This is a genomic window from Dactylosporangium sp. NPDC050688, assembly GCF_040654515.1.
Classification (GTDB): Bacteria; Actinomycetota; Actinomycetes; order Mycobacteriales; family Micromonosporaceae; genus Dactylosporangium.
Genome location: NZ_JBFAIC010000055.1, coordinates 1 through 13413, shown reverse-complemented (window position 1 = coordinate 13413; position 13413 = coordinate 1). Strand labels below are relative to the sequence as shown.

The window sequence follows — 13413 nt, the reverse complement described above, 5'->3', positions numbered from 1 at the left end:
GTGGCCGAGCCCTCGTCACGGTTCAAGGACAGAATCGCATTGATCACCGGCGGCTCACGAGGCATCGGCCGCGCAATTGCCGTGGCGCTCGCGTCTCAAGGTGCGCCGACGGTGGTGAATTACCTTGATGATGAGACTGGGGCGGAGCGCACCGTCGACGACATCACGACCGCGGGCGGGCAGGGCGTTGCGGTGCAGGCCGACGTCCGGTCAGCGGACGGTGCCGCGCGGCTGGTCTCAGAGGCCGAGCGGCTGTTCGGACATCCGGTGCACATTCTGGTCAACAACGCCGGCGTCATTCCCAACAGCGCTGGTTGGGAGGCCGAGCGCAGTGAGACGCTGACCGACGCGTTCTTGACCAATGCCGCCGCGGCGGTGTTCTGCGCCCAGGCATGCGTACCCGGGATGCGGAAGGCGGGCTGGGGCCGGATCGTGAACATCTCATCCATCTACGGTCACCATGCCTCGCCCGCGGTGCTCTCATACTCGATGTCAAAGGCTGCGCTCGACGCTGTGACAAAGGCACTCGCTGTTGATCTCGGTCCCGCTGGCATCACCGTGAACTCGGTGGCGCCGGGCAACATTGACACCGCCATGACGCGCCGCGCGGGCGAGGACTACATCTCCTACATCGAGCAACGCACGCCGGTCGGCCGTCTCGGCACGGTTGACGAGGTGACCGATGCGGTGCTGATGCTGTGTGACGTGCCGTTCATTTCCGGCGCGACGTTGTATGTCGACGGCGCCCTGAGTCTCGCCTCCTGACCTGTCGCCATCAAAGGATCTGGAGGCGGCGGAGCGTACGCTCCGCCGCCTCCAGATCCTGCGCGGCGGCATCCAGTTCAACCGCCAGCAGCTTGATCGCGTCTGGCCACGCACGTTCACCGGAAGCCAGTCGGTATTGCGACAGCAAGTGCTGTTCGATGCAGGTGACAGCGAGATCCAGAAGCCGCGGACAGAGCCGTTCTTCCAGACCGAACCGCTGGCTGCCGAGTCCGTGTTCGATCTCAGCGACCAACGGCAGCAGGCGGCAGAACGCGCCGATCCGACCGTTCCTCGGTCCCTGCATCGCCGGAACCCGTGTGCCGAGAATCGGCGCCTGGGAAAGTGCGCGGTGAGCCGCTGAGAATGATAGGTCCCGGGCGGCGAAGCGCACCTCTGGCACCCGGCAGAACGTCAACGCGCCGAGGCACAGGACGCACGGTTCCAGGGATGTGTACACCGTGACGACGGTATGCACGCTCGACGGCAGGCCGCTCAGTGCACGAATCTCCGCATGCTGGAAGAAGGAGGAGCCACAGGCTGGGTCCGTAGCATTGCCAGCGACGCTCAGAATTTGCCCGCCCACTGTGGCCGCCGCCCCGACTCCCCAACCTCGGGCGAGGTAGGAGCGCCATGCCTCATCGAGGACGATCTCCCAGACAGCAGATTCCTCAGCTGCCCATTCGGTGATATCGGTAGACGCCGGCATCGAAGATTCTTACCCACGCACTGACTTCAAGATTGTTGTATCCCCTGTCCGTGAGGTGCGCTGCGACAGTCTCCGCCAGCTCATCCGACAGTGCCTTGGCCGCTTCGGCCCGGAGTCCGTCCGGGTCGGGGGAGGAGTTGAGTTCCAGATCGACATGTTTGCGATTACGAACCACCGCATGCTGTGGTGCGATCTCCAGAGACACAAAGTCGGGGTTCTCCTGAAAATGCTTCCCGACGATCCCCAGCAGAGTATCGGCGATGGTTTCCAGATCCGACTCCTGCAGAACGTCCGACTTGTATTTTATGTCAAGGTGCGGCACGGAACCTCCCGAGAGGACGGTGATACGACAAGAATGAGGTCGTCAAGAAGCAGATCGAGCCTATTGCGGTGCACCATTCTGCGAATCACGTTCGTCAGTGCCGCCGCCGGGCCGGGATCCAGTCCTGCCGGGTCAGTATGGCATAGCAGACTGAGCATGCTGTAGAGGGATGCATGGCGATCGCACGCCCGTGGCACCATGTCGGGGTCGTCCATCCTGATGCCGGTCAAGTCATACGAGACGGCTGCAGCGGAAGCAACCGCGGAATACGGGACATCGTGGGACTTAAGCCAGGATTGTACGGACTCTGCGGTCAGCATTCCGTCCTCGGACCCTCCCTGCGCTGTGCGTATGCAGGCTCGCAGCTGATAGGAGGCGGATTGCCGGCTGCGCATGACGACGACCAGCGCGGAACCGCTGGATCGCGCCTTTTGGACCAGCCAGGACAGGACGTCCTGCCATCCTGGCAGGTAGTACAACACATGTGAGATCAGGATCAGCCCTGGACCCGATGGAAGCCGCTCGAACGGCAGTCGCGTCAGGTCGGCGCAGACCCCGTCGACCCGCTGGCTGGTCATGGAACGCAGCCTGGATCGTGCAGCGACGAGTTGCCCCTCGTCCTTCTCAACGAGAAGCCAACGGCAGGTGGTTGGCAGCACCGGCACCAGTGCTGCCGCCGGGGCACCGTTGCCGCAGCCGAGATCAACGACGTGATCGACGGTGTCGAGCAACGCCCGGTCCGTCTCGGACAATCCGGCGACCGCCGCCTTGACCGGGCTGCCGCTCAGCGCTGTGAGTCCGTCCCGGTAGGGGTACACCGCCGATACCCCTGCTCATCCTCGCGGGTGCAGGCCGGCCATGGCGAGCCCGTCAAGCAGTAGTCCCTTGTCGACGGGCTCGTGCAGGTAGCGTAGCGCGGCGGGCGCGTGTTCCTCGCCGACAACCTCCGATCGACTGCGCAGCCGGGGACCGATGCGCACCAGCGTCAGGCATGCGCCGTCGGGGTGAACAAGGCTCTCGTGAAAGGAGGACAGTGAGACGTTGTAGAACTGTCCGGCCCGGCGAAAATCGTCCACATCGGGTGCCAACCCGATCCGCCGCTCGGTGCGCTCCAGCAGCGAGACCCGGCCGGGCGCCGAACCCGCGAGATACACGACGCCGGTGCACCGGTCATCGGCTGCGTCGTTGCTGACGAACTGCGTGTCACGCAACCCGCCCTCGACGATGAGACTCTCCAACTCCCACACATGGCGGTGAATAGTCCATGCCGGGTTCTGAGTGGCTCGAATGCCAGGCGGCCAGCAGTGCATCGTGTAACGGCAACCGTTCGAGTCGAGTGCCAGGTCAAAGCGGAAGAACCCCAATGGATGCCACCAGGCATCGAGATCGTCGACCCGGCACGCACCGATCAGCTCCGCAGCTGCGGCGATGGAGCGGTCAGGGTCACGGCGGTCATACGCAGACGCGAGTTCGCCGACCACGGCATCATCGGGTCTCACCACCGGTGCCACCCCACAAGATCCTTGGATCGGTAATGTCGGGCTGAGATGTTCTGCTGCACAGCAGGCCAGTCGTAACGGCCCCCAAATTGAAACATATACAGAAGCACTCAAGCCATGGCAGTGACGGAGCGTGCGAATTCTGGCATACAGCATCAGCGTCGGGCCGAGTCCACGTGTCGGTCGATACCGGTTCCGCTCCTCCAACGATCTATCAATTTCATCGATTGCGGTGTTCGCGGGTCAGCTGGCCGGGGCGGTGGAGGTCAGGTGGGCGCGGATCGCCGCCGTGGTGGTTTCCTCGTCGTCGGTGCGGTCGATGCCGAGGTCGGTGAGGACGGTCAGGGCGTGCTGCCAGTGTTCGCGGGCCTCTCCGTGCTTGCCCTGGTCGTGGCGGGCGCGGGCGAGACGGGCGTCGAGCCGGAGCCGGTCCTCGCCATCGGCGTCGGCACGCCCGGTGCGGTACCGCGGCCTGCCCTGCGCCCGCCCGGGTCCGGGCGCGCACCTCGTCGCACCGTCAGGGCGCCCACCGGCGCCACACCCGGCGTCAGCCGGCGCCGGGGAACGGGTCGGCGGCGATCCGGGCCCGCAACCGCTCAGCCTCCGGGGTGGCGAGCGCACCGCAGATCTCGGCCGCCCGGTGCCGCAGTTCGGCCCGCTCGGCACCGGTGAGCAGATCGGCGAGTGCCAGACCCGCGGTCGCCTCGTCGATCAGGTCGAAGTTGTCGCGCGCCGTGCGGACCGCCTGGCGCAGTACGACGCGCGCCTCGGCCGGTTCGGTGTGCGCCAGCGCCGTTCCGAGCACCGTGAGCACCCGCACGTACGCGATCGGGTGGTTCGACACCGTCACGTGGTCCAGCGCCCGCCGTCCCGCGGCGACCGCCGCCACCCACTGCCGCCGATGTTGGTACAGGCCGGCCAGCGTCAGGTTCGCCCGGGTCAGGGTGAGCTGCTCCCGGATGGCGGTGCCACCCGGGCCGGCGCCGGCGATCACCGCGCCGAGGCGGGCGATCGCCGCGTCGTGCTCGCCCTGGGCCGCCTCGATCTGCGCCAGCCCGGTCCGGCAGGTACCTGCCATGATCCGGTCCTGCGCGCCGGTTGCCGCCTCGAACACGGCAAGGGCACGGCGGCAGGCCACAGTGGCCTCGTCGAGCCGGCCCGCCATCAGGTTCAGCTGGGAGGCGATCCAGGCGGTCAGCCCCAGTGCCGAGTCGGCCGCGGCCCGCTCGAAGTACGCCATCGCCCGGTCCAGGTCGGCAAGCCCGTCGAGCGGCCGGCGCAGCACCGTGCCGTACGCCCAGCCGCGGTCGCGCCGCTGCAGCGCCTCCTCCCGCTGGTCGTCGAGGGCCTGCGCGGCGGCGACGGAGAGGTCGAACAACTCCACCCACGGCACGGCGTGATAATGGCTGTCGGCGTACCAGTAGAGGGCGCGGGCCGCGGTGAGCACCGTCTCGTGCCGGCCGGCCAGGGCGACGCGCCGGATCGCCCACCACCACTCCACCCGGGCACCGGTGAGCCACGACTCCGCCTCGGCGGCCGAGCGGAGCTCCACCGCGGGTGCCGGCGTCGCCGCCGGGCCGAGCCGCTCGACCGGATCCGGATGCGGGTCGAACCAGCGGGCCGCCTCGCTCACCCCGGCCAGCAGCCAGTCCGCGATCCGGTCCAGTGTCCGGTCGCGGTCGGCCGGTGCCTCCTCGGCCTCGGCGCGCTCCTGGGCGAAGGCCCGCACCAGGTCGTGCAGCAGGTACCGGTCCGCCTGCGGGGCAGGGCTGAGCAGACCGGTGTCGGCGAGGGAGTCCAGCAGATCGGCGGTGTCGGCCGGGTCGATACCGGTCGCCACGGCGGCCGACACCGCCGACACGGCCGCGCCGGGCAGCAGCGCCGCCCGGCGCAACACCAGCCGCTCCTGATCACCGAGCCGCCGGTACGACACGACAAGCGCCCGCCGGGTCGCGTGGTCACCGGCGCCGAGCAGGTCGGCCCGGCGCCGCTCGTCGCGCAGGCTCTCGGCCAGCGCCTCGATACTCCATTGTGGACGGTCGAGCAGCCGGCCGGCGACGAGGCGCAGGGCGAGCGGCAACCGGCCGCACAGGGCCGCCAGTTCGGCGGCGGCCATCGGGGCCCGCGCCACCCGCCCGGCGCCCAGCAGTCCGGCGAGGAGCAGCCGTGACTCCGCGTCGGAGAGCGGATCGACCGGTAGCCGGCGCACGGCGGTGAGACCGGCCAGCGAGCCCCGGCTGGACAGCAGGGTGAGCCAACGGCGCCCCGCCGGCAGCAGCGACCGGGCCTGCTCCTCGCTGGTGACGTTGTCGAGGACGAGCAGGCCGGGACCGTCGGCGGTCAGCATCCGGTACAGGGTGACGCGCTCACCCCCGGAGGCGGGCAGCCGCTCCGCGGCGACGCCGAGGGCGGCCAGCAGGTCGGCGAGGGCCTCGTCGGCGGTGAGCGGCTCCCCCCCGGCGCCGCCGAGGCCCAGGAAGACCACCCGCCCGGCGAACCGGCCGGCCAGCCGGTGCGCGGCCCGGACCAGCAGCGCGGTCTTGCCGACCCCGGGCGGTCCGCTGATCACCGCGACGGTGCCGGCCGGGTCCTCGCCGGGCACCGGCTCGCCCAACGCGAGCAGCCAGTCCAGCTCGGCCTCCCGGCCGACGAAGTCGGGCAGGTCGGGCGGGAGCCCGAAGACACCCGCGGCGGGAGCGGTGGCCTCGCCGTGGTGTGGCCGGCCGGCCGCCGCCAGCAACCGCTGCCGGGCCGGGCCGTGCAGGCCGAGCGCGTCGGCGAGCAGCTCGGCCGTGCGTCGCTGGGCCGCCACGCCGCCCCGCTCCAGATTGCGGACCGTCCGGATGCTGACGTGCGCCGCCTCGGCCAGATCGCCCTGGGTCAGGCCGGCCAGCAGCCGGTGATGGCGCAGCGCCGATCCGAACGCGTCGTTCGCCCGGTCACGTGGCTTCACGCCGGAAAACATAGCGAACGGCCCAGCGAGCGGAGCGAACGACGGGTTGTGTCACCATGGCATGGTCAGTGGACACGTCCCAAGGGATCAAGCCGTAGGCGTCGTTGTGGAACAGCCGGCGAGTTCCTCCCAGTCCCGGCCCGACGACAACCGGTTCGGGTCGCTGCTGCGGCGGCTGCGCGGCGCCGCCGGGCTCACCCAGGAGGAGCTCGCGGCGGCGGCGGACCTCGGTGTACGGACCCTCCGCGATCTCGAGCTGGGCGTGTCGGTCCGGCCGCAGCGCCGCACCGTCGAACGACTCGCGATCGCGCTGCGGGTCACCCCGGCCGAGCGGGAGGCGCTGATCGAGCGGGCGCGCACCGCCCGCATCGTCGGCAGCGGCACCGACCGGGGCGCCACGGGCGACGGCGCCGCCCCGGGCCATTCGCTCCCCCGCGACCCGGCGGGCTTCGTCGGCCGGGCCGAGGAACTGGGGATGCTCCTGGACGGCGGGCCGCACGGCGGCGTGACGGTCGTCGGCGGCCCGCCGGGTGCCGGCAAGACCACCGTGGTGATCCACGCGGCTCACCTGCTCACGGCGGAGCATGCCACGGTGGTGTACGCGGAGCTCGCCGACGCCGACGGCACCGCGACGGCGCCGCAGGACGTGCTCGGCCACCTCCTCACCGCACTGGGCGTTGAGTCCGGCCGGATCCCGGCCACCCACGGCGGACGTCTCGCCGCCTATCAGCGGCTGGCCTCGGGCCGGCGTGGTGTCCTGGTGCTCGACAATCCTCAGTCCGAGCAGCAGGTCCGGCCGCTGCTGCCGGCCGGGACCGGCTGGCGGGTGCTGGTCGCCGCCCGGCGACGCCTGGCCGGGCTCCCGGCGACCCACCGGATCGTCCTGGACGCGCTGCCCGAGGACGAGGCGCTGCGGCTGCTCGCCACCGCGGTCGGCGCCGACCGGACGGCCCGCGAGCCGGCCGCGGCGGCCGAGCTGGTCGAGCTGTGCGGCCGGTTGCCGCTGGCGCTTCGGGTTGTCGCGAACCGGCTGAGCAGCCGCCCGGCATGGACGCTGCAGTCCCTCGCCGAGCGGCTCCGCGATCCGCGCCGCCGGCTCGACCGGCTCAGCGTCGGTGACCTCGAGGTCCGGGGCGCGATCGCGGCGTCCTACCGTCAGCTGCCGCCGGCCGCGCGATCGGCGGTACGCCGGATGGCCTTGCTGCCTGAGCCCTCCTGCGACGACGCCACGCTGCACGCCCTGGCCGGGCCGGGAGCCGGCCCCGCGGCGACCGGCGCCCTCCACGACAGCGGCCTGCTGCTGCCGGCCGACGCCCCGGGACGGCACCGGCTGCATCCCCTGATCGCCCTGTACTGCGCGGAGCAGGCCACCGAGGACGACACCACGGCCGTCGAAGGGTTCACCGGGCCGCCGTGACCCGCAGGTCTCAGGACCGCAACGTCTCGACCGGCCAGCCGGCGAGGACGGCCAGGTCCGGACCGCCGAGCGCCGGCTGCGGCACCACGACCCTGGCTCGCTGCCGGGCCGGGACCGGCAGCCGGGACAGCAGCGCGGCGACCGCGGACCAGACGGCCGACGGGACCGCCACGTCCGGCGCGCCGACGACCACCACGACCCGGTCAGGGTCCACGGCGGTGCACTCCGGCGGCCCGGCGGTCCTCAAGGCCGGCGCGCCGCGCACCCACAGGCCGCCGGGGAGCGCGTCGACCTGCCAGCCGGGCACGAGCGGCCAGCTGGACAGGCCCGGCGCGGCCGGCCAGCCGGTGACCGGCGGGACGGCCTCCACGAGCTCAGGTTCGGCGCTGCCGGGCTGGAAGCGCAGCAGCCGGCCGAACGGCTCCCAGGTGGGCTCGCCGCGCGCGGAGACCCAGCGACGCGACCGGGCGCCGGACCGTTCGACGGTCGGGACGCCGCAGCCGACCAGCACCGGCTCACCGAGCTCGGCCGCCACCGCGGCGGCCAGGTCCGGGCCGCCGGCCGGGTCGCCGTAGGGCAGGAGCTCCGCCTGCCTGCGCACGGCGACCGGCAACGCGCGCAGCAGTGCGCAGACCGCGTCCACCGGCACCCGGCCGTGCCCGGTGCCGGCGTCGCCGAGCAGCACCCGCAGCCGGTCGCCGGTGGCCGGGATCGCGTACGCCAGGTCACCCAGGTCGGCCTGGTCCTGCGGCACGGATCGCAGCCAGAGGCCGGCCGGGATCTCCTCGGCCACCGCCGCAGCGGGTAGCCGCGAGGCGGCCGCGAGCCGCGCCGCGCCGTCCCAGGCCGGCGCCGGCAGCCGGGAGCCGAGGTCGTCGTGCCGGCCGTCCGCGCGGAACCGGCGCCAGTCGGCCCCCGCGGCACGGCCGTGGACGAACAGCGATCCGTCCGGGCCGAAGAGCAGCGAGCCGGTCGGCACGAGGACGTCGACGCCGAGGCGCGCGGCAAGCGTCCCGACCGGTGAGGCCGGGCCGGGCGCCGCCGAGCCGGACCCGATCAGCCGGACGCCGGTGACGTCGTGCGGTGGCCCGCCGAGCAGTGCGCCGATCACCGCGACGGTGGCGTCGGCGGTGATCCGCACCGGCGGCTGCACCGCCAGCCAGACGCTGCCGGTCTCGGGCAGCTGCCGGTGCAGCACCGCCAGCAGCGCGTCGTCCGGCCGGTCCCGCCCGTGGTGCAGCAGCCACCCCGTGCCGACCGGGAGCGCCATGATCTCAGCAGCCGCCGGCTCCTCGGCGGCTTTCGGTGCCCGGCGCCTCATGCGCACAGCGCCGTGCGGTCGACGCCACGCTGCCGCAGGATCGCCGAGAGCTGGCGCTGCGCGGCGTGCGCCCGGGATTTCACGGTGCCGATCGGCACCCGCAGCCGCTTGGCGGCCTCGGCCATGGTGTACCCGTGCAGGTGCAGCTCGACGACGACAGCCCGGTGGTCCGCGCTGAGCCTGGCCAGGGCCTCGTGGACCTCATGGCGCAGCAGCACCGCGTTGACCCCGTCGCCGGTCGGGGCGTCCGGGACCATGCCGACGGCGATCTCGCCGCGGCGGTGCCGACGGCGGTGCGCGTCAACGGCGAGGTTGTGCGCGACGGAGAAGAGCCAGCCCCGGGCCGAGCCGAAGCCCGGCCCGAACACGTCCGGGTGCTGCCACGCCCGGACCAGCGTCTCCTGGACGATGTCCTCGGCCAGATGGGCGTCACCGTTGACCAGGCGCCGCACGTATATCAGCAGCGCCGGTCGGTGCACGTATGCGGAGTACCGGTCGTCCTGCACGGTCGCTACTTTCTTTGGTTCGGAGTCGTCGGATCTAGGCGGCGGTGCAGGACAGCCGGACCTGCGCCGCGCCGATGCGTTCGCCGTTGGGGTTGCCGCCCCGGTTCGCCAGGTGTACCGAGATCTCACCGTTGTGCACCGCGTGCGTTCCGGCGCTGACCCAGCGGCCACGGTTGACGGTCTGGTCGATGGTGAACCTCGCGTAGACCGTGCTGCTGTTACGGCCGCCGAGGACCTTGTAGTAGGCCGGGCGCCCCGCCACGTCGTTGGCCACCCCCGTCGACGGGATGTAGACCGAGACCGCGCACGAGCCGGTCACCACCGGGTTCGTCACGAACCACCACACCACGTACGGACCGGTGTCGTAGCTCGCATTGCCCGACATCGGCATCGCCAGGGCCCGGCCGCAGCCGGCGGCACCGCCGGACTTCTCCGACCAGCTGCCGTTCATGCCGTTGGTGTACCAGTTCTGGGAGTCGTTGTTCGCGCAGCCGACCCCGGCGGTCCGGGTGCTGGTGGCCTTCGCCGCGGCCGTGGTGGCCGCCGGCGGCTTCGGCGCCTGTGCCCCGGCCTGGGCGGTCGGCTGTCCGGCACCAGAACCAGAACCAGAACCGGCACCAGAACCACCGCCGGCACCGGCTGCCGCCGGTGCCCCCGCCGCCGGGTCTGACCCGGAGACCCCGGCCGGCACCGGCGGCGACGAGCCGGCCGCCGAAAGGTCCGGCGTGGCCGACGACCCGTTGGTCATGGTGGCCGTGGGCGAAGTGTCCTCCGGCCACGGCTGCGCGATGCCGACCACCGGTGGCGCCGCGGCACGCTCGGGTGCCACCCCGCCTGACCCGGTGCCGAACGCGTACGCCAGCGGGCCGACCAGGACCACCGCCGCCGCCGCGCCGAGCGCCACCCGCATCCGGCGGGAGCTCCTCCGCCCGGCGACCGGCGCGGCCGTCTCCGGCTCGCTGCGCCGCCGCCGACGTTCCGGGCGCTGCGCCGGCGGCAACGGATCCGATCCGCTCGGGGCCGGCTGCGCCGCCCGTTCCGCCGCGGCTCCCTCGACCGGTCCGTCGCCCTGCCCGTTGCCCAGGCCGTCAACCGGGCCGTTCGCTAGGCCGTTGCCCAGGCCGCCGACCGGGCCGCCGACCGGGCCGCCTGCTGGCTCGTCGCCCGGCTCGGGGACGGTGACGGCCGCCGTGGTGGCGCCTGCCGGGGCCACCGGCTCGACCGGCGGCAGCCCGGCCGGCGACGGCGGCCCGGCCACCCGGGCGGGCTTGGACTCCGGGCTCGCCGGCCGGGCGGACCGGCGCGGCCAGGGCAGCCGCCGCGCGGCCCGCGACGGCGGCGGCGCCGCCGGCTCATCCGTCTCCGTGAGACCGGGGAGCACGACGGCCCGCAGCGGGGTCAACGCACTCCCCGCGGTGGCCGGGTCTACGCCGACCGGCTGCCTATCCGGCACACGGTCCGCGGTCGGGTCGGCAGTCACGGGTGTGGCTCCTCTCGGTTCGGTCGGTTGCCTGCGGACCGGTCACCGTCACCGGTCACGCACAGGTCAGGGAGGCGGGCCGGCTGCGATTCGGCGGCAGGCGGCTCGACCGCACCCGTCGAGACGTCCGGCCCGGCAACGGCAGCCACCGGCCCGGATCCGGCACGGGCCCGGACGGCGGCGACGCCGTCATACGCGCCCGGGCGACCGTTGACGGCGCGGATGCCCCGGTCCGGCAGCGGCGTGATGTCGATCATCCAAATGGTCTCCGGCACGGGGTCCAGTCCATCACCGGGCAGGCGCAGCGGACCACGATCACGATGTTTCGGAGCTGCTTCGTCGATGTTTCACGCAGGTAAATTAAACGATCTTGCAATTTGTATGTACCGGCATGAGCTGCGCTTTCACCGGCGCATGGGGATCGGCCGAACGTTACACAACGGACCGTCTACGTCGAGCCCGCAGCGAGCCAACCACTCGACGAGCACGGCACCGCCCCGTTCAGATGCCGGCGATTCCACCAGGTAGCTAAACTCCGCCAGGGCCGTGCTCCGCCTTACGGTCCCTCTTCCACCTCCAGGTCCATCGCGAAGCAGGCCCGACGAGCCTTGTCGATCGACGCTCCGCCGGTCGACCGGGCCTGCCGGTGCTGGCGGTCTGCCCCGGGTTGCTCGGTGAGAGTCGCCAGAAGCTCAAAGTCCAGCGCCGACGGCGGGACGTTTCGGTGGTCAGGTTGGCAAACGCCGCAGCGAGGAGCGGCACACGGCGGTCGTCACGAGCCGTGTCGCCGGTGGGGCGACCAACCTCGGCGGTCGTCGTAGACCTGGCCTCATCGCTGTCGGTGTCGGCCGGCCGCACCGAGCGGGTTGTCGAGGCGCCGTCGGCGGGCAGGCCGAGGTCACGAATGTCGTTGACGCTACCGCCCCCCACAATGATGGTGCGAACCCGGTCGAACAGTTTCTCCAGCCGCTCGTCCTCGTCCTGGCCATCCATACCGGCGCGTTCGGCCAGGAGCAGCATCTTCAGCTGAGCGGCCAGGGAAGGCTGCCCAAAGCCGGCGTTGCAGGAGATCAGGACCACCCGCCGCACATCGCCGCCGATGACCCCGTTCCTGACGAGGTACTGGGCGAACGCGTCCGCGTCCAGCACCCGGTCACCGACCTTGAACCCGCCCCCGGCCGCGTGGACGTGCACCGCGACGCTGCCCTCCGGCAGGCCGTTCAGCGCGCCGGCCGCAGCGGATTCGGCCTCCTCGCGGCCTGAGCGGCCTCCGGTGTCTCACCATCCACGGACGACGGGACCACCACCACACCCGCCGAGATCTGCTGAGGCGGCGGGTCGAAGGCATCGTCCTCAGCGGTTTCGGAGGTGTATCCGGCGTCCAGATCACTCACGAACAGCGGTCCGGCATCGGAGGCACTGGCGATGCTGGAGGTGTCGGAATCATCGCCGAATGCATGGCCGGCGAGCAGCCGTCCCGGTGTGCCGGAATTAGCGGGACCGGTGACCGAATCGTCGCCGGACTCACCCTCCAAGGCTTCGGGATCAAATGACGGGTCCGAGAGCTGGTATTCCGGATCGAGAGCAAAACTGTCATCGTACGGTTTCTCGCTGACGAGTTCTCTGACAATGTTGCCGCCGCCGTCCTCAGCCCTCCAGAACTGCCACTCCGGGCGCAGATCATCCCCCAGTTCATCTTCGGTAGGCGGCCTGCCCGACTCCGGCCCCCTGAACCCGTGCACGGATTCAATGATCTCGCGCGTTTCGAGCCGGGAACTGCCCTCGCCATTGCCGTCCGGTCCGGCGGAACTGACGACCGAACCGCTGACGACGTCCGACGCATCCGCCGGGTCGTCGAGGACCCGTGGGTCAGTGCCCTCCTCGGGTGTCGTCGTCGCGGCCGGCTGGACCGAATTGACGGTCGAGTCGCCGACGACACCCGATACGTCCGCTGGGTCGTCGATGAGCCCCAGGTCAATACCCTGCTCGGGGATCGACGTCGTCGCCATCCCGAACAGCAGGGTTCGCTGCTCGCCCGACAGGAACATGTTGAGCAACGGCAGGTCTTTCCATTTCGTGACTGGTCAGGTGCCCGGTCGGCGTGCCGGTTTGACTTGGGTCGATTGATGTCTGGATCATGGTGGGGTGTCTGGGATTCCGTCGGTCGAGCAGCTTCTGGAGCGGCTTGCCCGGTTGGAGATCCTGGTCGGTGAGCTTGAGCGGGACAACGGCGTTCTGCGGCAGCAGAACGCGGTGTTGCGGGCGGAGAACGCGGATCTGAAGGCCCGGTTGGGGCAGGATTCGTCGAATTCGTCGAGGCCCCCGTCGTCGGATGGGTTGGGTAAGCCGGCGCCGAAGTCGTTGCGGACCAGGTCCGGGCGGCGGCCTGGCGGGCAGCCGGGTCATGAGGGCCGCACGTTGCGGCAGGTGGCTGATCCTCACGT

The 13413-nt window shown here is 71.5% G+C and carries 12 protein-coding genes and 1 pseudogene; 3 read left to right on the top strand and 10 right to left on the bottom strand.

Annotation, left to right across the window (positions count from 1 at the left end; genetic code table 11):
• On the top strand, positions 1 to 765 hold the full coding sequence (locus AB0H83_RS37295) for an SDR family NAD(P)-dependent oxidoreductase (protein WP_360103514.1): 765 nt from the start codon (positions 1 to 3) through the stop codon (positions 763 to 765).
• A gap of 10 nt (positions 766 to 775) precedes the next feature.
• On the opposite strand, the gene AB0H83_RS37290 is transcribed toward AB0H83_RS37295, so the two are convergent.
• From AB0H83_RS37290 to AB0H83_RS37270, 5 genes are all read right to left on the bottom strand, one after another.
• Positions 776 to 1471 (bottom strand): hypothetical protein, encoded by a 696-nt coding sequence (locus tag AB0H83_RS37290; RefSeq protein ID WP_360103512.1) that lies wholly within the window; start codon positions 1469 to 1471, stop codon positions 776 to 778.
• Positions 1434 to 1793 (bottom strand): hypothetical protein, encoded by a 360-nt coding sequence (locus AB0H83_RS37285; protein ID WP_360103511.1) that lies wholly within the window; start codon positions 1791 to 1793, stop codon positions 1434 to 1436. The genes AB0H83_RS37290 and AB0H83_RS37285 overlap by 38 nt, the downstream gene beginning before the upstream one ends.
• Positions 1775 to 2611 carry a class I SAM-dependent methyltransferase gene (locus AB0H83_RS37280; RefSeq protein WP_360103509.1) on the bottom strand — a complete coding sequence of 279 codons (837 nt, stop codon included), beginning with the start codon at positions 2609 to 2611 and terminating at the stop codon, positions 1775 to 1777. The genes AB0H83_RS37285 and AB0H83_RS37280 overlap by 19 nt, the downstream gene beginning before the upstream one ends.
• A gap of 15 nt (positions 2612 to 2626) precedes the next feature.
• On the bottom strand, positions 2627 to 3304 hold the full coding sequence (locus tag AB0H83_RS37275) for a hypothetical protein (protein WP_360103507.1): 678 nt from the start codon (positions 3302 to 3304) through the stop codon (positions 2627 to 2629).
• 535 nt (positions 3305 to 3839) lie between these two features.
• Positions 3840 to 6245, bottom strand: a complete 2406-nt coding sequence (locus AB0H83_RS37270; protein ID WP_360103505.1) for a helix-turn-helix domain-containing protein — start codon at positions 6243 to 6245, stop codon at positions 3840 to 3842.
• Positions 6246 to 6351: 106 nt separating this feature from the next.
• Between AB0H83_RS37270 and AB0H83_RS37265 the strand changes: the two genes are divergently transcribed.
• Complete coding sequence (locus tag AB0H83_RS37265; protein ID WP_360103503.1) at positions 6352 to 7662, top strand: helix-turn-helix domain-containing protein; 1311 nt, start codon at positions 6352 to 6354, stop codon at positions 7660 to 7662.
• Between the two features lie 10 nt (positions 7663 to 7672).
• Here the strand turns inward: AB0H83_RS37265 and AB0H83_RS37260 are convergent, their stop codons facing one another.
• The 5 genes from AB0H83_RS37260 to AB0H83_RS37240 all read right to left on the bottom strand — a co-directional run bounded on the left by AB0H83_RS37260 (position 7673) and on the right by AB0H83_RS37240 (position 13026).
• Positions 7673 to 8932 carry a hypothetical protein gene (locus AB0H83_RS37260; protein ID WP_360103501.1) on the bottom strand — a complete coding sequence of 420 codons (1260 nt, stop codon included), beginning with the start codon at positions 8930 to 8932 and terminating at the stop codon, positions 7673 to 7675.
• A 47-nt stretch (positions 8933 to 8979) separates the two neighbouring features.
• Complete coding sequence (locus tag AB0H83_RS37255) at positions 8980 to 9489, bottom strand: sigma-70 family RNA polymerase sigma factor (protein WP_360103499.1); 510 nt, start codon at positions 9487 to 9489, stop codon at positions 8980 to 8982.
• Between the two features lie 34 nt (positions 9490 to 9523).
• Positions 9524 to 10969: a hypothetical protein gene (locus AB0H83_RS37250; protein WP_360103497.1), complete on the bottom strand. Its 1446-nt coding sequence runs from the start codon at positions 10967 to 10969 to the stop codon at positions 9524 to 9526.
• A 528-nt stretch (positions 10970 to 11497) separates the two neighbouring features.
• Positions 11498 to 12118 carry a hypothetical protein gene (locus AB0H83_RS37245; RefSeq protein ID WP_360103495.1) on the bottom strand — a complete coding sequence of 207 codons (621 nt, stop codon included), beginning with the start codon at positions 12116 to 12118 and terminating at the stop codon, positions 11498 to 11500.
• 71 nt (positions 12119 to 12189) lie between these two features.
• Positions 12190 to 13026 carry a hypothetical protein gene (locus AB0H83_RS37240; protein WP_360103493.1) on the bottom strand — a complete coding sequence of 279 codons (837 nt, stop codon included), beginning with the start codon at positions 13024 to 13026 and terminating at the stop codon, positions 12190 to 12192.
• Between the two features lie 220 nt (positions 13027 to 13246).
• Here AB0H83_RS37240 and AB0H83_RS37235 point away from each other — a divergent pair.
• Positions 13247 to 13413, top strand: a pseudogene (locus AB0H83_RS37235) (DUF6444 domain-containing protein); the annotation flags it as partial.

Bases quoted from the DNA above. Each gene is read 5' to 3' on its own strand.
- AB0H83_RS37290 (WP_360103512.1), bottom strand. From the start codon at position 1,471: ATGCCGGCGTCTACCGATATCACCGAATGGGCAGCTGAGGAATCTGCT.
- AB0H83_RS37260 (WP_360103501.1), bottom strand. From the start codon at position 8,932: ATGGCGCTCCCGGTCGGCACGGGGTGGCTGCTGCACCACGGGCGGGAC.